Below are 25,163 nucleotides of genomic sequence, written 5' to 3'. Positions count from 1 at the left end.
CATGCTACCAGAGCGCAACGGCCAAGGGGCTTTCAGAAAACGCCTGTCACAGGTTCGCTACCCTCGACGAGCGCGGGTTGGGGTGGAAGAACACCCGCTCACGGATTGGCCCCACGGCGATCTCGCCGATCTCTTCATAACCCTGGCGCTGGTAGAACGCCAGGTAATGCGCATTGCCGGTGTCCAGCACCACGCCGTCGGTACCGGCGTCTTCCGCGCACCAGTCATGCACGGCCTGCAGCAGTTGCTCGCCGTAGTGCTGGCCCTGGAACTGCGGGTGCACGCCCAACAGCGGCAGCACATGCACCTTGTCCCCTGGCAGGCACCCGGCCAGCGCGGCCTGGTAATCCAGGTAGCGGCGGGTGCAGCGCAGGCCAGTGCCGAGGATCATGCGCAGGCGCCAGGCCCAGCTGTCGGCCACGCCAAGCCGGCGTTGCGGCGGCACGATCAGCGCCAGGCCGATCAGGCGATCCTCCAGCAACAGGCCGATCGCCGGCAATTGCAGGTAAAAGTGCTGGCGCACCCACTCGCGCACCATCACCCGCAGGCGGCGCTCGTACCCGGGGCGCTGGGCCTCGAACAGCCAGGCGAAGGTCGGTTCGTGGCGGTAGGCATGGTAGAGCAGCGAACGCGCCTCGCGGGCGTAGCCGGCGTCTAGCAGGCAGATCCGGGCCGGGGCGGCGATGTCGTCGGGCATTGCGGGCAGTCCTCCTGGAATGGGCGTACAGGGCCTTGGAACCAGATTCCGGCGCTGGGTTCACCTCCTCCAGCACGTTAGCAGCGCCTGCCGCGCGGCGCCATGCTGGCCGTGGCCGGCGATGTCGGCTAGCATCCGTGGCTTTTACCAGGATCGTCTTTCCATGAAGATCGTCTCGTTCAACATCAACGGCCTGCGCGCCCGCCCGCACCAGCTGGCGGCGCTGATCGACAAACACCAGCCGGACGTGATCGGCCTGCAGGAAACCAAGGTCAGCGACGATCAGTTCCCGTTGGCCGACGTCGAGGCACTCGGCTACCACGTGCACTACCACGGCCAGAAGGGCCACTATGGCGTCGCCCTGCTCTCGCGGGAAAAACCGCTGTCGCTGTCCAAGGGCTTCGCCAGTGACGAGGAGGACGCCCAGCGCCGCTTCATCTGGGGCACCTTCGCCGATGCCGACGGTACGCCGATCACCATCATGAACGGCTACTTCCCCCAAGGCGAAAGCCGCGACCACCCCACCAAGTTCCCGGCCAAGCAGCGCTTCTACAGCGACCTGCAGGCCCTGCTCGAAGGGCAGTTCAAGAACGACCAGCCTGTGGTGGTGATGGGTGACCTGAACATCTCGCCCCAGGACTGTGATATCGGCATTGGCCCGGACAACGCCAAGCGCTGGCTGAAGACCGGCAAGTGCAGCTTCCTGCCCGAAGAGCGCGAGTGGATGGAGCGTCTCAAGGGCTGGGGCCTGGTCGACAGCTTCCGCCACCTGTACCCTGACGTGGCCGACCGTTTCAGCTGGTTCGACTACCGCAGCCGCGGTTTCGAGGACGAGCCCAAGCGCGGCCTGCGCATCGACCTGATCATGGCCTCCCATGGGCTGCTGCCGCGGGTCAGGGCCGCCGGGGTCGACTATGAGCTGCGCGGGATGGAAAAGCCTTCGGATCATGCACCGATCTGGCTTGAACTGAGTTGATTGCGTACGGGCTGCGCGCTCACAGGCGCAGCCCTACCACACCTGGATACAAATCCCCCTTAAACATCGCCTCGTTCAGTTCGTCCAACAGCACGAACTCCCGCTGTCTGCCCAGCAACCCTGAACAAGGCTTCCCCATGACCGCACCCCTGAACCGCCTCACCCTGGCCGCCCTGCTGGTCGCCTGCAGCCTGCCGGCCCTGGCCGCGGCGCCCGCGCACAAACCTGGCAGCGTGTTCCGCGACTGCGCCAAGACCTGCCCGGAAATGGTGGTGCTGCCCGCCGGCAGCTTCATGATGGGCACCCCGGATGACGAAAAGGGCCGCCAGGACGACGAAGGCCCGATGCACCAGGTCACGTTCAAAAAAGCCTTTGCCGTGAGCCAATATCAGATCACCAACGGGGAGTGGAAGGCCTACCTCAAGGCCACCGGCTACAAGGTGCCCAACGGCGATACCCGTCCGGGCCGCGAGTGCATCGCCGGCGTGCCGCGCTACCAGCAAGGCGACCGCCAGCCCGCCGTGTGCCTGAACTTCCACGAAGCCGAGGCCTATGCCAGTTGGCTGTCGAAGAAGACCGGCAAGGTCTACAAGGTCCTCAGCGAATCCCAGCGCGAGTACGCCGTGCGTGGCGGCAGCACCGGGCCGTTCCCCTTCCCGCTCGATGACAACGACGAGCAGAAGTACCAGATCTCCAAGCACGCCAATACCTATGGCCCTACCGACGGCTTCTCCTTCACCTCGCCGGTCGGCAGCTTCCCGCCCAATGCCTTTGGCGTCTACGACGGCCACGGCAATGTCTACGAATGGACCCGCGACTGCTACGTCGACAGCTACGCCAGCGCCCCCACCGACGGCAGCCCGCAGACCAACAGCAGCGAATGCGAGGATCGCCGGGTGATCCGCGGCAACGACTACACCGAGGCGCCGATCTTCTCGCGCTCGGGCAACCGCAACGAGCGCAGCTCCACCCTGCGCGGCGACTGGATCGGCTTCCGCGTCGCCCGCGAGCTGTAAGCCCTGCCCCGCCCCGGCGCCCTCGGCGCCGGGCGACTAAATCCGCGCAAAACCCTCTCGTCTACCAAGATCAGGACCTGCTCCTGCCCGGCGCCAACGAATACTCACGAGATGCCCCCATGACGCTCAAGACACCCAGCCTCGCCCAGGAAACCCTGCGCATACTCAAGCCGTTCTGGATGCTGGTCGCGCTTTCGGCGGCCCTTGGCGTGGTCAGCGGCCTGAGCGTCACCGCCCTGCTGGCCACCATCAACAGCGCGATGAATGCCGCCGGCGGGCCGGACACCCATACCGCCCTGCTGTTCGGCGGCCTGTGCGTGCTGACCCTGGCCTGCTCCACCGGCTCGAACCTGCTGACCAACTACGTGGGCCAGAAGGTGGTGGCGCGGCTGCGCCGCGAGTTGTCCGCCAAGGTGCTGGTGGCGCCGATCGCGCAACTGGAGCGCTACCGTGCCCACCGCCTGATCCCGGTGCTGCTCAACGATGTCAGCACCATCAGCGCCTTCGCCCTGTCCGTGGCACCCATGGTCATTGCCTTTACCGTCACCTTGGGCTGCCTCGCCTACCTGGCGCTGCTGTCCTGGCAGATCCTGCTGATCACCGCCCTGACCGTGGTGATCGGCACTGGCGCGCAGTTCCTCGCCCACCGCTTCGGCATGAAGAACATCCTCACCGCGCGCAACGGCGAGGACGAGCTGCAGAAGCACTACCAGGCCCTCTCCGGCGGCGCCAAGGAACTGCGTATCCAGCGCAAGCGCCGCCAGTACATGCATGACCAGCTGATCCACGGCGCCACCGAGCGCATCTGCAAGGCCAACATCCGCGCGGCGAACATCTTCGTCAGCGCCGAAACCTTCGGTTCGATGCTGTTCTTCGCCGTCATCGGCGTGGCCATCGCCTTCCAGGCGCTGTGGCCGAGCACCGAGCGCACCGTGCTTGGTGGTTTCGTGCTGGTGATGCTGTACATGAAGGGGCCGCTGGAGCAGTTGATCAGCAACCTGCCGAGCATCAGCCGCGCGCAGATCGCCCTGCGCCGCATCGCCGAGCTGTCGGCGCGCTTCTCGTCGCCCGAGCCGCACCTGCTGGTGAGCGACCGCGCACCCGCCGTGTCCAGCGTCGAGTCCATCGAGCTGCGCCAGCTGCGCTATGACTACCCGCAGGTCGAGGGCAGCCAGCCGTTCCACCTGGGGCCGGTGAACCTGAGCATCCGCCAGGGCGACATCGTCTTCATCGTCGGCGAGAACGGCTGCGGCAAGACCACCCTGATCAAGCTGCTGCTGGGCCTGTACAGCCCGCAACAGGGCGAAGTTCGGCTCAATGGCGAAACGGTCACCCCGCAGCGCCTGGACGACTACCGCCAGCTGTTCACCACCATCTTCGCCGACTACTACCTGTTCGACGAGCCGCTGCCCGGCCAGGCCGAACTGCCGCCCGAGGCCGGCAAGTATCTGGAACGCCTGGATATCGCCCACAAGGTGAGCATCCGCGACGGCAGCTTCACCACCACCGACCTGTCCACCGGCCAGCGCAAGCGCCTGGCGCTGATCAATGCCTGGCTCGACCAGCGCCCGGTGCTGGTGTTCGACGAGTGGGCCGCCGACCAGGACCCGGCCTTCCGCCGCGTGTTCTACACCGAGCTGCTGCCGGAGCTGAAACAGCAGGGCAAGACCATCATCGTCATCTCCCACGACGACCGCTACTTCCCGGTTGCCGACCAACTGGTACGCATGCACGGCGGCCAGATCGTCGTCGAGCGCAACCAGGAACCCGCCCTGCCCGCCTGACTCCGCCTCACGGGCGGTGGATCCTCGCCACCGCCCGCACTTTGTAAATTCCCCGCCGCATCGCTCGTTCCCCTATTGCCGCACGCTGAATCAACCCTGCCCACAGGGAAGTCGCAGGTCAGGCCTCTGCCAACCGTAAATATTTTTCCGGTTTTGGCATGCGCATGCGTCCTACTCGCAACGGAATAATTTTCATTTACTTTGCGTACCTTGAGCCAGAGCATAAAAATGCCAATACCAGCCAACACACTGACCCCTTTGAGCAAGGCGCTGATGCTGCGCCGGATGCTGCGTTCCTCGCCGGCCATGGCCACCCTCGGACTCGCCCTGGCCCTGCCGCTGGCAGCGCAAGTGCAGGCCCAGGAGCAGGATTACGACATCCCGGCGCAATCGCTGAGCAGCGCGCTGCAAGAGCTGGGTCGCCAGGGCAACCTGCAGGTGCTGTTCAGCCCCGAGACCGTACAGGGCCTGCGCAGCAGCCCGGTCAAGGGTCGTTTCTCGCCAACCCAGGCAGCTGGGGAGCTGCTGAAGAACAGCGGGATTCGCTACAGCGTGCAGGACAACACCCTGATCATCAGCGGCGCGGCTGAATCCGGTTCGGCCATGACCCTGGACGCCACCACCATCAATGGCCAGGTGCTGGGTGCCACCACCGAGGGCAGCAACTCCTACACCACTGGCGCGGTGACCATCGGCAAGACCGCGCAATCGCTGCGTGAGACCCCACAGTCGGTCACCGTGGTCACCCGCAAGCTGATGGACGACAAGAACCTGGTCTCGCTGGACCAGGTGATGGCCCAGACCACCGGTATCACCCGCGCCAACCGCGGCTATGGCAACCACCACTTCAGTTCCCGTGGCTTCGACCTCACCGACGAAAGCTACATGGTCGACGGCGTGCCAGGCCAGGCCTACGCCTACACCGGCTGGATGACCCCGGACATGGCGATCTTCGACCGCGTCGAAGTGCTGCGCGGCGCCTCCGGCCTGCTGGTGGGCGCGGGCAATCCGGGCGGCGCGGTGAACCTGGTGCGCAAGCGCCCGACCGCCGACCCGCGTTTCTCCGTCATCACCCGCGCCGGCTCCTGGGACAACTACCGCCTGGACCTGGATGCCAGCGGCCGCCTCAACCCCCAGGGCACCCTGCGCGGACGCATGGTTGCCTCCTATGAAGACCGTGGCTACTTCACCGACGTCACCAAGTCCAAGCGGCCGCTGCTGTACGGCATCGTCGAGGCCGACCTCAACGATGCCACCACGGTCGCTGTCGGCCTGCGCCGCCAGACCTCGCGCATCGACGGCTACAGCGTGCTGGGTATCCCCAACAACCCCGACGGCAGCAACCCGCACCTGAAGCGCTCGACCTACCTCGGGCAGGACTGGACCAAGCTGCAGACCAACATGGACGAGGTGTTCGCCGACCTCACCCACCGATTCAACGACAACTGGACCGGCAAGCTGGCGCTGTCTCACTCCGAAGGCGGCTACAACCGTAGCGCCATCGAGTGGGGCGCGCGCGAGACGCTGGAGTACAACGCCCCAGGTGGACCGACGGTCAACACCGTCAGCTACCACAAGTTCGATGTGACCTCCAATGCCGTCGACGGCCACCTGGACGGCACGTTCGAGGCCTTTGGCCTGACCCACCAGCTGACGCTCGGTGCCAACTGGTCCAAGCGCAAGATGAACGACAAGGACAACACCATAGCGCTGCCCAGCCCTATCCCGCTCAATGTCTTTGATCCCGACCATAGCAATATCCCCGAATTGCAGCGCAATGGCTGGAAGTCCATGGATGACACCATCGACACCCGCTACGGCACCTACCTGAGCGCCCGCCTGCACGCCACCGAAGACCTGAGCTTCGTCCTCGGTGGTCGCCTGAGCTGGTACAAGAACGAAGCCTGGAACGGCCCGAAGGTGACCACCAGCCGGCAGGACGAGGAATTCACACCCTTCGTCGGTGCGATCTACGACCTGAACGACCAGTGGTCCTGGTACGCCAGCTACGCCGACATCTTCCTGCCGCAGTCCAACTACCGCACCGTCAGCGGCAGCGTGCTCGACCCGTCGGTCGGTTCGAACTACGAGACCGGGATCAAGGGTGAGCTGTTCGACAAACGCTTGAACGTGTCCTTCGCCGTGTTCTACATCGAGCAGGAAGACGTCGCCCAGCAAGATGCAGCCAACCGTGGCAATTGCCCGAGCGATCCGGCCGGCCGCTGCTGGGTCAACGGCGACGGCATCAACCGCAGCAAGGGCTTCGAAGCCGAGGCCACCGGCGAACTGCTGCCGGGCCTGCAAGTGGCGGCTGGCTACACCTACAACACCACCAGCTCCTCCGAAGGTGGCCCGATCTCGGCGCAGACCCCGAAACACATGGTGCGCGTGAACACCAACTACACCTTCCCGGGCGAGTGGAACCGCCTGAGCGTAGGTGGTGGCGTTTCGGCGCAGAACTCCTACGTCGATGCCTACAACGAGGCGTACAACAGCGGCCGAGCTATCTTCGACGCGCGTGCCGCCTACAAGCTCGACGAGCACTGGACCGTGGGCGTGGACGTCGAGAACCTGTTCGACCGCAAGTACTTCGACTCGATGGGCTACTGGACCCGTGGCACCACCTACGGTACTCCGCGTAGCTACATGTTCACCCTGCGCGGCGACTTCTAGACCCCGCACGGCAACAACCGGCGCCCCCTCTCGAGGGGGCGCTGTGTTTTCAGCGGCATCCAACGCCCTGTTGTCTTTCCCCCCGCCCCACCGCACACTCGACCCCGCCAGCCAGGAAGCGGAGTCCGCAGTGCCCACGCCACGCCAATTCAGCAAGAAGACCAGCACCAGCAACATGCTGCGGCTCAAGTCCGGCGACGCCGGCAACCAGCGCCCCTATCGCGTCGACTTCGTCCTGCTCGAGCACTTCTCCATGGCCAGCTTCACCGTGGCGATGGACGTGCTGGTCACCGCCAACCTGCTGCGCGTCGACAGTTTCACCTCCACCCCGCTGTCACTGGGCGGCGATCGCGTGCTCAGCGACCTGGGCCTGGAACTGATCGCCAGCCCACTCGATCCCCGCAGCCTGCACGACCTCGACCTGCTGGTGGTGTGCGGCGGCCTGCGCACGCCGTTGAAATACCCCGACCTCGACCGCCTGCTGGACGGCTGCGCCAGCCACGGCATGACCCTCGGCGGGCTATGGAACGGCGCCTGGTTCCTCGGCCGCGCCGGGGTGCTCGACGACTACGGCTGCAGCGTGCACCCCGAGCAGCGCGCCAGCCTGGCCGAGATCAGCCCGCAGACGCGCATCACCCCGGCCAGCTTCACCCTGGACCGTGACCGCCTCAGCGCCGCCAGCCCCAATGGCGCCATGGAGCTGATGCTCGGCCTGGTACGGCGCCTGTACGGCGATGCCCTGGCCGAAGGCGTGGAAGAGATCCTGTCGTTCTCCGGCGCACGCTATCGCCAGGTCGGGCCCGGAGCGAAGAAGTCCATGAGCCTGCACCTGCGCACCATCGTCGAGCTGATGGAAAACAACCTCGAAGAAACCCTCAGCCTCGACCAGCTGGCCGCCTACTCCGGGCGCTCGCGCCGACAGATCGACCGCTTGTTCCAGGCCCAGCTGGGCACCTCGCCCAGGCGCTACTACATGGAGCTGCGCATCACCAAGAGTCGGCGGCTGTTGCAGTATTCGGACCTGTCGGTGATGGAGGTCGCGGTGGCCTGCGGCTTCGTTTCGGTATCGCATTTCAGCAAGTGCTATGCGGCGTACTTCGGTTATCCGCCGTCGCGGGAGCAGCGGCTCGGCGAATGATGTCGCCTGGGGTTGCCCCGCGATAGGGCCGGAACTGTCAACGGATCAGCCCTGCTCATCGAGCAATGCCTGGATCACCCGCTCCTGCCCCGCATAATCGCCTTCGCCAAAGTGCACATGGCGCACCTGCCCCTTGCGGTCGACGAAGTAGTGCGCAGGCCAGAACTGGTTGCCCCAGGCGTTCCAGATCCGGTAGCCGTTATCGACCGCCACCGGATAGGCAATGCCCAACTGCTGCACCTGCGCCCGGACACTGCCGATGTCATGCTCGTAGTCGTACTCCGGCGTATGCACCCCGACCACCACCAACCCCTGCTCGCCATAGCGCCGCGCCCAGTCGTTGACATGCGGCAGGCTGCGCCGGCAGTTGATGCAGTCGTAGGTCCAGAAATCCACCAGCACTACCTTGCCCTTGAGGGCCGGGCCGGCCAGCGGCGGCGAGTTGAGCCACTGCTCGGCGCCGGCCAGCGAAGGCATGGGGCCATAGCTGTCGCGGGCCAGCAGGTGGCCGGCCAGGCCCAACCCGAGCAGGGCCAGGGCCACGCCGCCGGCCTTGAGCAGGCGGCGCTTGCCGCGCGCCTCAGTTGTCATGGCAGCCACTGGTGGCGTAGGAACGGTACTCGACGCTCTGCGGCTTGCCCTGGGAGTCGAGGTAGTCCATGCGGGTGTTGACCACGCCGCAGGTGTTGCTGCGGTCATCCTTCACCGACAGCACCTTCTTCACATCCAGCTTGTCGCCGTAGCGGTACTGCATCACGCTGGCCTCGTTGAGCGAGGTGCTGCTGGCCTGGGCGGTGATGGCGCCGAGGCCGAGGACGGCGAACAAGGCGGCGCTGGCGAGGGTCTTGATAGTCATGGTGGTTCTCCTGATGCGAGGTCTTGGCATTGGGGAGACGTCGCTCCCCGGTAGAGCCATTTCACTCCCGCCAGGTATCGCGCTTGTGTCCACCCAGGCTGTGACGTGCTTCCTCCTGTATCCACGGCAGTGCCAGATACACTGCAATACAAAGCGTGGCAGGCAAGCCCGGATTCGCTCGGTACACTGCGCCCAACCCTCACTCACAAGGACACCCCGATGGAGCATGTCGATCACATCCTGGTCGTCGACGACGACCGCGAAATCCGCGAACTGGTCGGCAACTACCTGAAGAAGAACGGCCTGCGCACGAGCATCGTCGCCGATGGCCGACAGATGCGCGCCTTCCTGGAAAACAACACGGTCGACCTGATCGTCCTCGACATCATGATGCCCGGCGACGACGGCCTGCTGCTGTGCCGCGAACTGCGCGCCGGCAAGCACCGCAATACGCCGGTGCTGATGCTGACCGCGCGCAACGACGAGACCGACCGCATCATCGGCCTGGAAATGGGCGCCGACGACTACCTGACCAAGCCTTTCTCCGCCCGCGAGCTGCTGGCGCGGATCAACGCCGTGCTGCGCCGCACGCGCATGCTGCCGCCCAACCTGACCATCAGCGAAAGCGGGCGCCTGATCGCCTTCGGCCCCTGGCGCCTGGACACCACCGCGCGCCACCTCCTCGACAGCGAGGGCACCCTGGTGGCGCTGTCCGGCGCCGAGTACCGCCTGCTGCGGGTATTCCTCGACCACCCGCAGCGGGTGCTCAGCCGTGAACAGCTGCTCAACCTCACCCAGGGCCGCGAGGCGGACATCTTCGACCGCTCCATCGATCTGCTGGTCAGCCGCCTGCGCCAGCGCCTGGGCGACGACGCCCGCGAACCCACCTGCATCAAGACCGTGCGCAGCGAAGGCTATGTATTCTCGCTGCCGGTGCAATTGCTGGAGTCGCCGGCGTGAAGTGGCCGCGGACCCTGGCCTCGCGCCTGGCGCTGATCTTCTTCACAGGATTGGTGCTGGCCTACGGCCTGTCGTTCAGCCTGCAGGCGTATGAGCGCTATGTCAGCAGCCGCTCGATGATGCTCAGCAACCTGGAGCTGGACGTCTCGACCTCTGTCGCCATCCTCGACCGACTGCCCGCCGCAGAGCGCCCGGCCTGGCTGCCACGCCTGGAACGGCGCACCTACCGCTACCAGCTGGACGAGGGGCTGTCCGGCGAAGCCATGCCCAGCGAGAACCCGCCGATGGCCGCCGACTCCATCGTCAAGGCCATCGGCGACCGCTACCGCCTGACCTTCCAGGAAATCCCCGGCCCCAATGCGCATTTCCAGGCCCACCTGCGCCTGGCCGACGGCGCGCCGTTGACCATCGACGTCACCCCGGCCCCGGTGCCGGTGGCCACCTGGCTGCCAGTAGTGCTGCTGATCCAGCTGGCGGTGCTGCTGGCCTGCACCTGGCTCGCCGTGCGCCTGGCCATCGGCCCGCTGACCCGGCTGGTCCAGGCCGTGGACAACCTTGACCCGAACAGCCCCGGCCCGCTGCTCGACGAAAGCGGCCCACGCGAGGTGCGCTACGCCGCCGTAGCCTTCAATGCGCTGCAGGCGCGCATCGCTGCCTACCTCAAGGAACGCATGCAATTGCTGGCCGCCATCTCCCACGACCTGCAGACGCCGATCACGCGCATGAAGCTGCGCGTCGAGCAGATGGACGACGGGCTGGAGAAGGACAAGCTGTGGCACGACCTCGACGCCATGGAGCACCTGGTGCGCGAGGGCGTGGCCTATGCCCGCAGCATGGACAGCGGCACCGAGGCGCCGTGCCGGGTCAACCTCGACGCCTTCCTCGACAGCCTGGTGTTCGACTACCAGGACAGCGGCGCGCAGGTGAATCGCAGCGGCAGCGCCCAGGCCACCCTGGAAACCCGCCCCCACGCCTTGCGCCGGGTACTGGTGAACCTGGTGGACAATGCGCTGAAGTTCTCCGGTGCCGCGCAGCTGGAAGTCGGCTGCGAGAACGGCGTGACGCTGATCCGCGTGCTCGACGATGGCCCCGGGATCCCCGAGGCGGAGCTCGACGACGTGCTCAAGCCGTTCTACCGGGTCGAAAGCTCGCGCAACCGCAGTACAGGCGGCACCGGGCTGGGGCTGGCCATCGCCCAGCAGCTGACCCAGGCCATGGGCGGCAGCCTGACCTTGCGCAACCGCGCCGAAGGTGGGCTGTGCGCCCAGGTCGAGTTGCGTTGAAGTAAAGGGCAAGCCCGCTGCTCAAGCCTGAGCGAGCGGGCTTGCCCTATTGACGCGGCCAGCAAAGGCGACAACAAAGCAAGATCGTTCAAGCCACCCTCTGGCCTGTCTGGCATGCTTGTCTGCCCTGTCGATTCGTTGCCGCTTCCATGCCCAGCCCACCCCTCGCCCGCCAAGCGTTCCTCCACGGCGCCATCGCCATCCTGCCACTGTCCGTGGCCGTTGCCCCCTGGGGCCTGCTCGCCGGCAGCATGGCCATCGAAGCCAACCTCAGCGCCTGGCAAGGCCAGGGCCTGTCGGCCATCGTATTCGCCGGCGCCGCGCAACTGGTGGCCATCGGCATGCTCAAGGGTGGCGCCAACCTGTTCTCGATCCTGCTCACCACCCTGCTGCTGACCTCCCAGCACCTGCTCTACGGGCTGTCGATGCGCCCGGTGCTGTCGGGGCTGCCGACCCGCTGGCGGTTGGGCCTGGGCTTCCTGCTCACCGATGAGTTCTTCGCCCTCACCAGTCACCACGACCAGCAGCAGTTCAACCGCTGGTACGCCTTGGGCGTGGGCCTGACCTTCTACGTGGCGTGGAACCTGTTCACCCTGGCCGGCATCGTCCTCGGCCAGAACATTCCGCACCTGGACCAGCTGGGCCTGGACTTCTCCATCGTCGCCACCTTCGTCGCACTGATCGCGCCGCTGGTGCGCAACCTGCCGACCGTGGTGTGCGTGGCGGTGTCGCTGTTCTGCTCGGTGCTGTTCAGTTACTGGCACTGGGAGACCGCCCTGGTCGCCGCCGGTCTGCTGGGCATGGCCGCCGGGTTCGTCTGCCAGAAGTTTTCCGGAGGCCGCTTATGATCTGGCTGCTGATCTTCGCCATGGGCACGGTGGTGTTCCTCAACCGCTACGCCTTCCTCGAACCGCGCCTGCCCCTGCGCCTGAGCTCCAATGCGCGGCAGTTCCTCGGCTTTGCCGTGCCCGGAATGCTCACCGCGATCTGCGGGCCGATCATCTTCCTGCCCGAGCACCAGCTCGACCTGAGCCCGCTGAACCCCTACCTGCTCGGTTCGCTGGTGGCCATCGCCCTGGTGCTGTTGACCCGCAGCGTATTGCTGAGCATGCTGGCGAGCATGCTGATCTTCTTCCTCCTGCGCAGCTGGCTGGCATGAGCACGCCACTGCGCGAACAGGCCCACCTGTGGCAGGCGCCCGCCCTGGGCGATGTCGAGATGCTGCACGCCCGCTATATCCAGCAGCGCTTCGCCCCGCACGTGCACGAAGGCTATGTGTTCACCGTGATCGAGTCTGGCGCCCAGCGCTTCTGGCACCGAGGCAGCGAGCACCTGGCGCCGGTGGGCAGCATGGTGCTGATCAACCCCGACGAGCTGCACACCGGCGCCACCGCCCACGAGGCCGGCTGGCGCTACCGTGGTTTCTACCCCGAGCATGAACGGGTCACCGGCGTGCTCGACGAACTGGAGCTGGGCCGCCATGGCCTGCCCCGGTTCAAGGACAGCGTGATCCAGGACCCGGCCCTGGCCGCCACGTTCAGCCACCTGCATCGGCTTTCGGAGTCCTGCGCCAGCGCCCTGGAGCAACAGACCGCCTGGCGCCAGGCGGTGCTGGCCCTGGTGCAGCGCCATGGCCATTGCGCCGAGCCCGTCGCCCCCGGCAACGAACCGCTGGCCGTGGCCCGCGCCCGCGAGCTGCTGGAGAGCCAGCTGGCCGATCCGCCGTCGCTGGAAGCCTTGGCGGCCGCGGTGAACCTTTCGCCATTCCACTTCGCCCGGGTATTCCGCCAGGCCACCGGCCTGCCGCCCCATGCCTGGCTCAAGCAGCGCCGCCTGGCCCGCGCCCGGGAACTGCTCAAATGCGGTCAATCAGTCCTCGAAGTCGCCTTTACCCTGGGTTTTGCCGACCAGAGCCACCTGAGCCGGCAGTTCAAGCAGGCCTATGGCGTGCCGCCTGGCGCCTATCGCCAGGCCTGTCTCAACCTGGCGTAGCGGCACGACTCCAGGCGCCCGGCGTCAGCCCGGTCATGCCGCGGAAAAACGCGATGAAGGCGCTGTCGCTGGCGAAGCCCAGCTCATCGGCGATCTCGCCCAGCGGCACGTTCAGCGCCAGGCGCTCGACCGCCCTCAGCAATCGCCACTGCTGGCGCCATTGCTGGTAACTCATCCCGGTGTCGCGACGCATCAGGCGGCCAATGGTCTTTTCACTGGCCCCGGCTTGCCGCGCCAACTCGCCCAGTGCTGGCGGCAAGCGATCGAGGCCGTCCACCAGGCGCGCCAGGCGTCGGTCGCGCGGCAGCGGCAGCAGCATTGGCTGGCGCTGCGCGCTCTGCAGTTCGGCACGACACAAGCCCAGCAGATGATGATTGGCCCCATGCCGCCAATCGCTGTCGAAGGGTGCCTGGGCAATCCGCTCGAGCAGCTCGCGCAGCAATGGATTGACGTCGAGGATGGTCACCTGCTCCGGTAGCCCCTGCGCCGCCGTCGCATCCAGGTACACCGAGCGGTAATCCACCGTCTCGCGCATCCGCGCACGATGCGCCAGGCCGCCCGGTATCCACGCCGCGCGGCTCGGCGGCAACAGGCACAGCAGCCCCGGCGAGTCGATACGCACGCAGCCCTGGCGGGTGAACAGCACCTGGCCTCGGACATGCCAGTGGTTGCCGGAATCATGGTCGCCCAAGGCCGAGCAGATGCCGATCACCGGTGCTGGGTGGGCGTCCGGGTCAAAGGCGCTATCGGGTGCGAGCCATGCCATTGCAGCTTGTCCTGTTTCATTGATTTCCTGGCTTGATCACGATAATGGATCATAGCTTGCCAACCCTACCATGGGCCTCCGATCAACTGCAGAGGACAAGCCCATGCAAAATCGTTATTGGCTGGCTTTCGCCACTGCCATGCTCATGTTCCCGCAAATAGCCGAAACCCTGTACAGCCCGGCTCTGGTGTCGCTGGCCGAAGGCTTCGCGGTTTCCGCTGCGCACGCCTCGTTGACCCTGTCGTTGTACTTCGTCGCCTTCGCGGTCGGCGTGCTGTTCTGGGGGCGGTTGTGCGATATCAAGGGCCGGCGGCCGACCATGCTCGCGGGCCTTGCGCTGTATACCCTGGCAGCACTGGCGGCACTGCTGGCCAGCGATTTCAGCCAGTTGCTGGCGGCGCGGATGGTCGCCGCCTTCGCCGCCGCAGTCGGTTCGGTGGTCACCCAGACTGCACTGCGCGACCGCTACAACGGCGCGGAACTGGCCCGGGTGTTCTCGCTGATCGGCGCATGCCTGGCCATAAGCCCCGCACTGGGCATGCTCGGTGGCGGCTGGCTGGACCAGGCGTTCGGCTATCGCGGCGTGCTGGCCGCGCAATTGATCCTGGCATCGGCACTGCTGGCCTGGGGCTGGCAGGCGATGCCCGAGACCCAGGCCGCCGCGCCCGCGCTGACACCGTTGCGCCAGGTGCTGATGCGCCTGCTGGCGGACCGCCGGGTGCTGCTGGCCAGCGCGCTGGTGGCCTTGTTCAACATTGCCGTGTTCGCCTGGTACAGCCTGGCGCCGTTCGTCTTCGAACGCCTGGGACAGGCACAGTGGATGGGCTATTCGGGCGTGGGCCTGGCCCTCGGCTCGCTGGCTGGCGCCAGGCTCAATGCTCTGCTGCTGGGGCGCGCAGTCGCGGCCGCCACCCTGATGAAGGGTGCCGCGCTGCTGCTCGTGGTCGGCGCCCTGGGCATGACGGCAATCGGTGAATCACCGTGGATCGTCGCGCCAATGGCCTTGGTGATGATCGCGTTCGCCATGGCCATCCCCTTGCTGCTCGGCTCGGCACTGGTGGCCTACGCCGATTGCCGGGGTACGGCGGCAGCCTTGTTCGGCCTGCTGTATTACCTGCAGATCGGCGCGGGGCTGATGGTAGTCGGCATGCTGCAGATGCTGGCGCCTGGGTTGCTGCTGATCGCGCTCGCCATCTGCGCGCTGAGCCTGGGCTATTTGCGCTATCTGCGCGGCTGACACCGTCGGCTGCAGCCGCTGCTACACTCACAAGGCTGAACGGAGGAACCCGCCATGTCCGAACGAGAAATCACCACGCTCCTGTCGCTGATGAGCCAGCGTCAGGTCTGCCTGAGCAGCGCCTGCAAGGAGATCGCCGACTGGATCGACCGCCAGGGCGACGTGCCCGCCGCCGGCAAGATCCGCGCCAGCCTCAAGGCACTCGAGGCCGAAGACGCCCAGGTGCGCAAGACGCTGACCTCGCTGAACATCGAACGGCCGCTGCCACGTTTTCGCAGCTGACCGCTGAAAACCATCGCGGGGGAGCAGGCTCGTCGGAGCGCCGCATCGCCCGCGATGGGTGCTGCATCAGTGGTTCATGTGCATATGGTCGTGGCCGGCGCCGGCCTCGGCGTTGAGCGCACGCACCGGAGCCTGCACCTGCAGGGTTTCCTTCGCGCCCTTGGCATCCTCGATGGTCAGGGTCAGCGGTACCTGCTCACCCTCCTTCACCTGCTGGTTCAGGCCCATCAGCATCACGTGGAAGCCGTTCGGGTCCAGCTTCACCGCCTTGCCAGCCGGCAACTCGACCGCCTTCACTTCACGCATGCCCATCACGTCGCCGTTCATGGTCATCTCGTGCACCTGCACGGTCTTGGCCACGGGCGAGGCGACGCTGACCAGCTTGCTGTCGCTGCTCGCGGTCAGGGTCATGAAGGCCCCGGTGGCGTGCTGGTGCGGCACGCTGGCGCGTACCCAGGCGTCGCTCACGGTGGTCTGGGCCAGGGCCGGCAGGGCCAGGCTCATCAGTGCCAGGGCGGCCAGGCCGCGCTTGATCGGTTGCATCGACATTCAGCAGATCTCCATCAGGGTGACCAGGTCTTCGGCGCATTCCTGGGCGTTCAGGGAATGGCCCAGGCTCAGGCGCAGGGTGCCACGGGTATCGTAGACGTAGCTGGTGGACGAGTGAGAGATGGTGTAGGTATCGCCGGCCGGGACCTTCTCGTAGAACACCTTGAACTCACGGGCCACGGCGTCGATTTCCTCGGGGGTGCCGGTCAGGGCGACGATCGACGGGTCGAAGGCCTTGACGTAGGCATCGAGCACCTCGGGGGTATCGCGTTCCGGGTCCAGGGTGATGAACACCGGCTGGAACAGGTCGCGGTCGCGGCCACGCAGGATCTTGCGGATCTGCGCCACACGCGCCATGGCGGTCGGGCAGACGGCCGGGCACTGGGTGAAGCCGAAGAAGATCATCGGCATCGAGCCGTAGAAGCTCGACAAGGTGCGCTCGTTGCCTTGCGGGTCCTTGAGCTTGAACTTGCGACCGAGGATCTCGTTGCTCATGTTCTTGCCGTACTTGAAGTCCAGGCCACGGGCCGGGCTGCAGCCCGCCAGCAGGCCAAGCCCCAGTACGCCCATCCCGGCGACAACTGCGCGCCGGGTCAACAGATCATTCATGGAACCATCCTTTACAGGGAAGGTGCCGACCCCTGGGATGGGCCGGCCAGAAAACCGGGGCATTCTGTCACGCCCCCCCCCGTACCATCCACCCGACATCCGGCTGATCGGGCTGCAGCCCTTTGTTTACGGGGCGCGACCGGTTGTCGCAGGGGTTGAATCCGTAACACTTTGTTGCTAGGGATCAATGCACAAAGCCTGAAAAGCATCGCGGGGCAAGCCCGCTCCCACAACCTGTGGAAGCGGGCTTGCCCCGCGATGGCGTCACCACTGCGATCAGTAGTACGCGTTTTCCTTCTGGCTGTGGTCGGTCACGTCACGCACGCCCTTGAGCTCGGGAATACGCTCGAGCAAGGTGCGCTCGATGCCTTCCTTGAGGGTCACGTCGGCCTGGCCGCAGCCCTGGCAACCACCGCCGAACTGCAGCACGGCGATGCCGTCGTCGACCACGTCCACCAGGCTCACGGCGCCGCCGTGGCTGGCCAGGCCCGGGTTGATCTCGGTCTGCAGGTAATAGTTGATCCGCTCGTTGATCGGGCTGTCTTCGTTGACCATCGGCACCTTGGCGTTCGGCGCCTTGATGGTCAGCTGGCCACCCATGCGGTCGGTGGCGTAGTCGACCAGCGCGTCCTCCAGGAACGGCACGCTGACCGCATCGAGGTAGGCGGTGAAGCTCTTCAGGCCCACCAGCTGGTCGTCGGGCTTCTCTTCGCCCGGCTTGCAGTACGCAATGCAGGTCTCGGCGTAGGTTGTGCCCGGCTGGGTAATGAAAATACGGATGCCGATGCCAGGCGTGTTCTGCTTGGAGAGCAGATCGGCCAGGTAATCATGGGCGGCGTCGGTAATGGTTATAGCGCTCATGGAAGTTCCTCACAGACTTGCCGGCAGTGTACGCCAACCCGGCGTGCGAACAAAGTCCTAGTATTTGACTCGGGAAAGCGCCAGCGCCGGTTCCTGCGCCGTTCGCGCCGTGAACACGGCCTTGAGCCGCCAGTACAGGCCGCGCTCCAGCCATTGGTAGCTGAGCCACGACATTAGTCCGATTGACGGCACGCACAGGGCAAATACCAGGTAAGGGTTCAGGCGCAGCCCCTCGCTGATGAATAGACCGGCGTACAGCACCAGCACATGCACCAGATACACCGAGTAGGAACAGTCCCCCAGGGCCTTGAGAACCTGATTGCCCTTGAAGTAGCGCTCCAGGGCGATGAACGCCAGCACCACCAGGGCGCTCGGCAGGCCCCAGTGCAGCAGGCGCTGCGAAGCGTCGAGGTGATAGAGCGCCAACCCCGCCAGACCGAGCAATCCCAACGGCAACCACAGCCCTTCGCGGATCAACCCGCGTCGATACAGCACACCCAGGCCGATGCCCAACAGGAACTCGTAGACGATATCGTTGTTGTAGAAGCGGCTCAGCACACCCAGGCGCCCCAGCACTTCGCTCGCCAGCAGCAATGCTGCCGTCACCAGCCACAGGTGATGACGCTGGCGCACCAGGAAGGCCAGGCCGAACAGCAGGTAGAAGAACATCTCGAAGTTCAGCGTCCAGCCGACGTTGAGCGTTGGATACAGCCCATAGCCACCGGGGTTTTCCGCCGGGATGAACAACAGCGACAGCAGCAGGTGCTGCCATTCGAACACCTGGTGCGGCATCCAGCGGCTGGCCGCCAGCATCAGCACGGCCATCAGCAGGGTGTAGAACCAATACGCGGGCACGATGCGCAAGGCACGGTTGAGCAGGAACTGTCCTGGGGCGATGGCCTTGTCGCGGGTCGACAGGTAGATCACCAGGCCACTGATGACAAAGAAGATGTCCACCCCCACCGCGCCGCGATCAGCGAGCAGTTGGCCGATGGGGCCGGTGGCGTGGAAGTCGAAGAAGATCTGCCGGAAGTGGTGGCAGACCACCAGCCAGGCGGCGAATGCCCGTAGAGCCTGAAGCGAATACAGCATGAAATACCCTGTGATCGGCGGTGCATTGAGGCCCGGCGAGCCGGCTCCCACAGGGTTCGCGCACTTCTGTGGGAGCCGACTTGCCGGCGATGGGCTGCAGCGCAGCCCAGGGCCTACCTACCGATTCCGACCGCAGGATGCCGGGAAAGTCCCGGCCAACCGATCAGAGGTTCTCGTAGCGGTTCATGTCCAGCACCCCGGCCTCCACCGGCTGGGTCTCCTTGATGTAGCTGTTCAGGTCATGGAAGTAGCGCCAGAACTCAGGATGGCTGCGGCGCACACCCCAGCGCATGACGATGCGCTCGAACTTGTCGGTGTCGTCACGCGCCGCCTCCATGTCCTCGACGAACTCCGGCACATCGGCCGTCGGGATGTTGAAGATGAAGTTGGGGTAGCTGCTGAGCACGCCCGGATACAAGGTCAGGGTGTCGAGCCCCGGCTGGTAGCGATAGGCCTCGCCAAGCAGGAACGCCACGTTGCTGTGCGCGCGGTTGCGCAGCAGGCTGTAGACCTGGCGCTGGCCGCCCTGCCCTTCGATGCGCAGCATGCTCGCCTCGGGCAGTTGGCCGATCACCTTGAGCCCCGCCGCCGGGCGCGACACCAGGCGGCTCAGCGATTGCTCGGCGTCACGGAACTCCGCGGACAGCCCGGGCCGCGAGCAATAGGCGCCCTGGCAGCGGTTGATCGGGTCCGGCGCGGCGTTCAGGCTGCCGGTGCGTTGCAGCAGCTTGAGGCCGAAGTCGCGCTTGGGGTCGTGCTTGTCCAGTTTCAGCGCGCTCGGAGTGCTGGTGTCGATGTCCTCGTAGTCCATCCACATCTTCACCTTGCCGCTGTTCTGGTACCAGTCGCCGAGGATCTCGCCGCGCTTGCCGGCCGGCATCAGGCGCAGGAAGTTGATCTCGGCGCCGTTGCGGATCAGGTCGAAGTACAGCCGCGTCTGCAACTGGTGCGAAACATTGCCAAACACGTCGAAGTTCACCGCCAGCTGGTAGTAGGTGCGCTCGAACAGCGGATAATCGAACAGCCACATGGTCAGCGGCACGTCACCGATCAGGCCCTTGGTCACCGAGGCGCTGTCGAAGTGGCGGAAGATGCTCAAAAGTGCGTTGTCGTTGCCCGCCCACAGCGTCGACCAGCTGGGCGCCGGCTGTTCGGCATAGGCCTCACGGCGCAGGGCTTCGTACTCGTTGCGCTTGTCACGGTAGGCGTGCCACAGGCTCAGCACGCTGCCCACGTCGTCGATCTGCCCCGGCATGGCCAGCAGCGGCGTGGCCTCGCCCCGGTACTGGGCGTCGGTGATGTACAGGTCGTGGGCCGGCTCCTGGAACAGCGCCCAGAAGTTGTCGCGGATCACGTCGGTGGCGATCTGCCCGCGGCACACCGGGCCACGGATGAAGGTACGGACGAAGTACTCGGCGTTGTCCAGCATGAACTGGTAGCGGGCCACCGCCGGGATCGCCTCGAAGGTCTCGAACGGGTTGGACCGGTGCCGCGGCCCATAGCCCGGCAGTGCGCTGGCGTGCCAGTCGCCGCTGTAGAACAGCTGCTTGACCCGCTTGAGCTTCTGCGGCCCCATCGGGTAGGTGATGTGGGTCTTGTGCACGATCACGCCCTGCACCGGGATCAACCGATAGTAGAAGTCGGTGCCCGGCGGGTCGTTGGGGCGGCGGGTGGCGATCAGGTCCACCGGCTGGCCGCTCGGGGTGCGCGAGCGCACCCACTGGAAGAAGTGACCCTGCTCGCCACCGACGAAATAGATGTGCGCCAGGAACAGGTGCTCGTACAGCCAACGGCCGACCAGCGCCTCGGTGGAGCCGGGGCGATTGAGCAGTTCTTCCCAGTCGGCGATCTGCTTCGCCTCTGCCGCGCTGGGCTGGATCGGGGTCTTTTCCACCGGCGCGCCAGCGGCCAGCCAGCGCTGCAGGGTCTGGTACTGCTGGTCGGTCAGCCCGGTGACCGCCAGCGGCATGCCCTCCTTGGGATGGGCACCGGCGTAGGCGTCGAATTCGTGGGGCAACGGGCACATGTTGTTGCGGTTGAGCCCCAGCACGATCTCTTCGGGCAGTTTGGCGTTGGGCGTGAGCGGGGTCTTGTGACCCAGTTCGAGCATGCGCGCCATCAGCGCCGCCTGGCTGCCCTGCTTGTCCAGCACCGAATAGAAGCCCTGCTTGCGCCAGCCCGCTTCGTCGCGGGCGTCGTAGAACAGCCGCGTGGTGGGCACCGCCTGGCTGCGCTCGCCCTGATAGACCGGCACCTTCGAGGCTCCGCGCTCGGCGCCCTCGGCGCTGCCCAGGTTGAGCTGGCAGGCAGCGTCGTTACAGGCGTGGCAGGCCACGCACTTCTCGGTGAAGATCGGTTGGATATCCCGGGTGTATGAGATCGTCGGGCTCGATTGGGGGGCCTGCCCGAACGCCGCGCCACTGATGAGCAAGGCGAAGGCGCTGGCAAGTATGCGATGCAGCATGTGCCGAATGTCCTGGTTCTTGAAAGCCATCACGATGTGCCTGGCGGGTCCTGAGGTGTTGGAGGGTCGCACTAACATGAGGGAAATTCATGCGAATGGGCGATGCGCCTAAAATCCGTGCAGCTTTGTTATTATTCGGCACCTTCTGTTATTTGCCCGACCAGGTAGTCCTATGTCCGACCGCAGCGCTCGTTTACAAGCACTCCAGAACGCACTCAAAGAGCGCATCCTGATCCTCGACGGCGGCATGGGTACTATGATCCAGAGTTACCGCCTAGAGGAACACGACTATCGTGGCACGCGCTTTGCCGATTGGCCAAGCGATGTCAAAGGCAACAACGATCTTTTGCTGCTCAGCCGCCCCGACGTGATCGCCGCGATCGAGAAAGCCTACCTGGACGCCGGCGCCGATATCCTCGAGACCAACACGTTCAACGCCACGCAGATATCCCAGGCCGACTACGGCATGGAAGCGCTGGTTTACGAGCTCAACGTCGAGGGCGCGCGTATCGCCCGCCAGGTGGCCGACGCCAAGACCCTGGAAACCCCGGACAAGCCACGCTTCGTCGCCGGCGTGCTCGGCCCTACCAGCCGCACCTGTTCGATCTCCCCGGACGTCAACGACCCCGGCTACCGCAACGTCACCTTCGACGAGTTGGTGGAGAACTACACCGAGGCCACCCGCGGCCTGATCGAGGGCGGCGCCGACCTGATCCTGATCGAGACCATCTTCGACACCCTCAACGCCAAGGCGGCGATCTTCGCCGTGCAGCAAGTGTTCGAGGAAGACCAGGTGGAACTGCCGATCATGATCTCCGGCACCATCACCGACGCCTCCGGGCGCACCCTGTCGGGCCAGACCACCGAAGCGTTCTGGAACTCGGTTCGCCACGCCAACCCGATTTCCGTGGGCCTGAACTGCGCCCTCGGTGCCAAGGACCTGCGTCCGTACCTGGAAGAACTCTCGACCAAGGCCGACACCCACGTGTCCGCCCACCCCAACGCCGGCCTGCCCAACGCCTTCGGCGAATACGACGAGACCCCGGCCGAGATGGCTGCGGTTGTCGAGGAGTTTGCCGCCAGCGGTTTCCTCAACATTATCGGCGGCTGCTGCGGCACCACCCCGCCGCACATCCAGGCCATCGCCGAGGCCGTAGCCAAGTACAAGCCACGGACGATCCCGGACATCCCCAAGGCCTGCCGCCTGTCGGGCCTTGAGCCGTTCACCATCGATCGCCAGTCGCTGTTCGTCAACGTCGGCGAGCGCACCAACATCACCGGCTCCGCCAAGTTCGCCCGGCTGATCCGCGAGGAAAACTACACCGAGGCGCTGGAAGTCGCCCTGCAGCAGGTCGAGGCCGGCGCCCAGGTGATCGACATCAACATGGACGAAGGGATGCTCGACTCCCAGGCCGCCATGGTCCGCTTCCTCAACCTGATCGCCGGCGAGCCGGATATCTCCCGGGTGCCGATCATGATCGACTCCTCCAAGTGGGAGGTGATCGAGGCGGGCCTGAAGTGCATCCAGGGCAAGGGCATCGTCAACTCGATTTCGATGAAGGAAGGCGTCGAGCAGTTCAAGCACCACGCCCGCCTGTGCAAGCGCTACGGCGCCGCCGTGGTGGTGATGGCCTTCGACGAGGTCGGCCAGGCCGACACCGCCGCGCGCAAGCGCGAGATCTGCCAGCGCAGCTACGACATCCTGGTCAACGAAGTCGGCTTCCCGCCGGAAGACATCATCTTCGACCCGAACATCTTCGCCGTCGCCACCGGCATCGAGGAGCACAACAACTACGCCGTCGACTTCATCGAGGCCTGCGCCTACATCCGCGACCACCTGCCCTATGCCCTGACTTCGGGCGGCGTGTCCAACGTGTCGTTCTCGTTCCGCGGCAACAACCCGGTGCGCGAGGCCATCCACTCGGTGTTCCTCTACCACGCGATCAAGAACGGCCTGACCATGGGTATCGTCAACGCCGGCCAGCTGGAGATCTACGACGAGATCCCCGCCGCCCTGCGCGAAAAGGTCGAGGACGTGGTGCTCAACCGCACCGCGCATGGCACCGACGCCCTGCTGGCCATCGCCGATGACTACAAGGGCGGCGGCGCCACCAAGGAAGTCGAGAACGAAGAATGGCGCTCTATGCCGGTCGACAAGCGCCTGGAGCATGCGCTGGTCAAGGGCATCACCGCCTATATCGTCGAAGATACCGAAGAGTGCCGCCAGCAATCGGCGCGCCCCATCGAGGTCATCGAAGGCCCGCTGATGAGCGGCATGAACGTGGTCGGCGACCTGTTCGGCGCCGGCAAGATGTTCCTGCCCCAGGTGGTGAAGTCCGCCCGCGTGATGAAACAGGCCGTGGCCCACCTGATCCCGTTCATCGAAGCCGAGAAAGGCGACAAACCCGAAGCCAAGGGCAAGATCCTCATGGCCACGGTCAAAGGCGACGTGCACGACATCGGCAAGAACATCGTCGGCGTGGTGCTCGGTTGCAACGGCTATGACATCGTCGACATGGGCGTGATGGTCCCGGCCGAGAAGATCCTGCAGACCGCCCGCGAGCAGAAGTGCGACATCATCGGCCTGTCCGGTCTGATCACCCCGTCGCTGGACGAGATGGTCCATGTCGCCCGCGAGATGCAGCGCCAGGACTTCCACCTGCCGCTGATGATCGGCGGCGCGACCACCTCCAAGGCGCACACGGCGGTGAAGATCGAACCCAAGTACTCCAACGATGCGGTGATCTACGTCACCGACGCCTCGCGGGCCGTGGGCGTGGCCACGCAACTGCTGTCCAAGGAACTCAAGAGCGGTTTCGTCGAGAAGACCCGCCAGGAATACGTCGAGGTGCGCGAGCGCACCGCCAACCGCAGCGCCCGCACCGAGCGCCTGAGCTACGCCCAGGCCATCGCCGCCAAGCCGCAGTACGATTGGGCCACCTACCGGGCCGCGGTGCCCAGCTTCACAGGCGTCAAGGTGCTGGAGAACATCGACCTGCGCACCCTGGCCGAGTACATCGACTGGACGCCGTTCTTCATCTCCTGGGACCTGGCCGGCAAGTTCCCGCGCATCCTCACCGACGAAGTGGTCGGCGAGGCCGCCACGGCGCTGTACAAGGACGCCCGCGAGATGCTCGACAAGCTGATCGACGAGCAACTGATCAGCGCCCGCGCGGTGTTCGGCTTCTGGCCGGCCAACCAGGTGGCCGATGACGATATCGAGGTGTACGGCGACGCCGGCGAGACCCTGGCCACCCTGCACCACCTGCGCCAGCAGACCATCAAGCCCGACGGCAAGCCGAACTGGTCGCTGGCCGACTTCGTCGCGCCCAAGGCCAGCGGCGTGACCGACTATGTCGGCGGCTTCATCACCACCGCCGGCATCGGCGCCGAGGAAGTGGCCAAGGCCTACCAGGACAAGGGCGACGACTACAGCTCGATCATGGTCAAGGCCCTGGCCGACCGCCTGGCCGAGGCCTGCGCCGAGTGGCTGCACGAGCAGGTGCGCAAGGAGCACTGGGGCTATGCCAAGGACGAACACCTGGACAACGAGGCGCTGATCAAGGAGCAGTACAGTGGTATCCGCCCGGCGCCTGGCTACCCGGCGTGCCCGGACCACACCGAGAAGGAAACCCTGTTCCGCCTGCTCGACGGCAGCGCGATTGGCGAGACCGGCCCCAGCGGCGTGTTCCTCACCGAGCACTTCGCCATGTTCCCGGCGGCGGCAGTCAGCGGCTGGTACTTCGCCCACCCGCAGGCGCAGTACTTCGCCGTGGGCAAGGTCGACAAGGACCAGATCGAACAGTACAGCGCGCGCAAGGGCCAGGACATTGCCGTGAGCGAGCGCTGGCTGGCGCCGAACCTCGGCTACGACGCCTGACCCCTCCGGGGCTGCCTTGCCGGCGATGGGCCGCAGGGCGGCCCCGCG

The 25,163-nt window shown here is 65.7% G+C and carries 22 protein-coding genes; 13 read left to right on the top strand and 9 right to left on the bottom strand.

Translation table 11 applies throughout. The features are described 5' to 3' along the window. Positions 1-46: 46 nt before the first annotated feature. The gene (locus LU688_RS12750; RefSeq protein WP_104443978.1) at positions 47-697 is read right to left on the bottom strand and encodes a GNAT family N-acetyltransferase; all 651 of its coding nucleotides are present in this window, start codon (positions 695-697) and stop codon (positions 47-49) included. A gap of 163 nt (positions 698-860) precedes the next feature. Here LU688_RS12750 and xthA point away from each other — a divergent pair, with 163 nt between their 5' ends. The 5 genes from xthA (at position 861) to LU688_RS12725 (ending at position 8,284) form a co-directional block, all read left to right on the top strand. Further along, complete coding sequence (gene xthA / locus LU688_RS12745; protein WP_023631818.1) at positions 861-1,673, top strand: exodeoxyribonuclease III; 813 nt, start codon at positions 861-863, stop codon at positions 1,671-1,673. A gap of 137 nt (positions 1,674-1,810) precedes the next feature. Beyond that, a complete protein-coding gene (locus LU688_RS12740; RefSeq protein ID WP_160291000.1) occupies positions 1,811-2,689 on the top strand; it encodes a formylglycine-generating enzyme family protein in 879 nt (292 codons plus the stop codon). A gap of 119 nt (positions 2,690-2,808) precedes the next feature. Next, positions 2,809-4,473: a cyclic peptide export ABC transporter gene (locus LU688_RS12735; RefSeq protein WP_160291001.1), complete on the top strand. Its 1,665-nt coding sequence runs from the start codon at positions 2,809-2,811 to the stop codon at positions 4,471-4,473. Positions 4,474-4,701: 228 nt separating this feature from the next. After that, complete coding sequence (locus LU688_RS12730) at positions 4,702-7,146, top strand: TonB-dependent siderophore receptor (RefSeq protein WP_104443980.1); 2,445 nt, start codon at positions 4,702-4,704, stop codon at positions 7,144-7,146. A 130-nt stretch (positions 7,147-7,276) separates the two neighbouring features. Next, a complete protein-coding gene (locus LU688_RS12725; RefSeq protein WP_104443981.1) occupies positions 7,277-8,284 on the top strand; it encodes a GlxA family transcriptional regulator in 1,008 nt (335 codons plus the stop codon). 45 nt (positions 8,285-8,329) lie between these two features. Here LU688_RS12725 and LU688_RS12720 read toward each other — a convergent pair whose 3' ends face one another. After that, positions 8,330-8,875 carry a thioredoxin family protein gene (locus tag LU688_RS12720; RefSeq protein WP_177410830.1) on the bottom strand — a complete coding sequence of 182 codons (546 nt, stop codon included), beginning with the start codon at positions 8,873-8,875 and terminating at the stop codon, positions 8,330-8,332. After that, the gene (locus tag LU688_RS12715) at positions 8,865-9,140 is read right to left on the bottom strand and encodes a DUF2790 domain-containing protein (RefSeq protein ID WP_023632725.1); all 276 of its coding nucleotides are present in this window, start codon (positions 9,138-9,140) and stop codon (positions 8,865-8,867) included. The genes LU688_RS12720 and LU688_RS12715 overlap by 11 nt, the downstream gene beginning before the upstream one ends. Positions 9,141-9,359: 219 nt before the next feature. On the opposite strand from LU688_RS12715, the gene LU688_RS12710 reads away from it, so the two are divergent. From LU688_RS12710 to LU688_RS12690, 5 genes are all read left to right on the top strand, one after another. After that, entirely contained in the window at positions 9,360-10,100 is a 741-nt protein-coding gene (locus tag LU688_RS12710; RefSeq protein WP_046855862.1) for a response regulator, read from the top strand. Continuing rightward, positions 10,097-11,383 carry a sensor histidine kinase gene (locus tag LU688_RS12705; protein WP_104443982.1) on the top strand — a complete coding sequence of 429 codons (1,287 nt, stop codon included), beginning with the start codon at positions 10,097-10,099 and terminating at the stop codon, positions 11,381-11,383. Before LU688_RS12710 ends, LU688_RS12705 begins: the two co-directional genes overlap by 4 nt. Before the next feature lie 149 nt (positions 11,384-11,532). Then, positions 11,533-12,231, top strand: coding sequence for an AzlC family ABC transporter permease (locus tag LU688_RS12700; protein WP_038705975.1), 699 nt, complete (start codon positions 11,533-11,535; stop codon positions 12,229-12,231). Then, positions 12,228-12,542, top strand: a complete 315-nt coding sequence (locus tag LU688_RS12695; RefSeq protein WP_104443983.1) for an AzlD domain-containing protein — start codon at positions 12,228-12,230, stop codon at positions 12,540-12,542. The genes LU688_RS12700 and LU688_RS12695 overlap by 4 nt, the downstream gene beginning before the upstream one ends. Beyond that, the gene (locus LU688_RS12690; RefSeq protein WP_038705974.1) at positions 12,539-13,375 is read left to right on the top strand and encodes an AraC family transcriptional regulator; all 837 of its coding nucleotides are present in this window, start codon (positions 12,539-12,541) and stop codon (positions 13,373-13,375) included. The genes LU688_RS12695 and LU688_RS12690 overlap by 4 nt, the downstream gene beginning before the upstream one ends. Here LU688_RS12690 and LU688_RS12685 read toward each other — a convergent pair. Then, positions 13,362-14,141, bottom strand: a complete 780-nt coding sequence (locus LU688_RS12685; RefSeq protein WP_104443984.1) for an AraC family transcriptional regulator — start codon at positions 14,139-14,141, stop codon at positions 13,362-13,364. The two genes, LU688_RS12690 and LU688_RS12685, sit on opposite strands and share 14 nt — an antisense overlap. A 103-nt stretch (positions 14,142-14,244) precedes the next feature. Here LU688_RS12685 and LU688_RS12680 point away from each other — a divergent pair, with 103 nt between their 5' ends. Further along, positions 14,245-15,378 (top strand): MFS transporter, encoded by a 1,134-nt coding sequence (locus tag LU688_RS12680; RefSeq protein WP_038705972.1) that lies wholly within the window; start codon positions 14,245-14,247, stop codon positions 15,376-15,378. Positions 15,379-15,432: 54 nt separating this feature from the next. Further along, complete coding sequence (locus LU688_RS12675; protein ID WP_104443985.1) at positions 15,433-15,660, top strand: hypothetical protein; 228 nt, start codon at positions 15,433-15,435, stop codon at positions 15,658-15,660. Positions 15,661-15,726: 66 nt separating this feature from the next. Here LU688_RS12675 and LU688_RS12670 read toward each other — a convergent pair whose 3' ends face one another. From LU688_RS12670 to LU688_RS12650, 5 genes are all read right to left on the bottom strand, one after another. Continuing rightward, positions 15,727-16,209, bottom strand: a complete 483-nt coding sequence (locus LU688_RS12670; RefSeq protein ID WP_038705971.1) for a copper chaperone PCu(A)C — start codon at positions 16,207-16,209, stop codon at positions 15,727-15,729. Further along, positions 16,210-16,818 carry an SCO family protein gene (locus tag LU688_RS12665; RefSeq protein WP_031315095.1) on the bottom strand — a complete coding sequence of 203 codons (609 nt, stop codon included), beginning with the start codon at positions 16,816-16,818 and terminating at the stop codon, positions 16,210-16,212. A gap of 276 nt (positions 16,819-17,094) precedes the next feature. After that, on the bottom strand, positions 17,095-17,679 hold the full coding sequence (nfuA, locus tag LU688_RS12660) for a Fe-S biogenesis protein NfuA (RefSeq protein WP_160290884.1): 585 nt from the start codon (positions 17,677-17,679) through the stop codon (positions 17,095-17,097). A 57-nt stretch (positions 17,680-17,736) separates the two neighbouring features. Further along, positions 17,737-18,771, bottom strand: coding sequence for an acyltransferase family protein (locus LU688_RS12655; RefSeq protein WP_094011182.1), 1,035 nt, complete (start codon positions 18,769-18,771; stop codon positions 17,737-17,739). 163 nt (positions 18,772-18,934) lie between these two features. After that, positions 18,935-21,235, bottom strand: a complete 2,301-nt coding sequence (locus LU688_RS12650; protein WP_094011252.1) for a fatty acid cis/trans isomerase — start codon at positions 21,233-21,235, stop codon at positions 18,935-18,937. Positions 21,236-21,407: 172 nt separating this feature from the next. On the opposite strand from LU688_RS12650, the gene metH reads away from it, so the two are divergent. Beyond that, positions 21,408-25,115, top strand: a complete 3,708-nt coding sequence (gene metH, locus LU688_RS12645; protein ID WP_094011181.1) for a methionine synthase — start codon at positions 21,408-21,410, stop codon at positions 25,113-25,115. Positions 25,116-25,163: the final 48 nt, after the last annotated feature.

Origin of the sequence: Pseudomonas soli, assembly GCF_021283165.2 — a bacterium.
Lineage (GTDB): Bacteria > Pseudomonadota > Gammaproteobacteria > Pseudomonadales > Pseudomonadaceae > Aquipseudomonas > Aquipseudomonas soli.
This window is presented reverse-complemented; position numbering and strand designations above follow the sequence as displayed.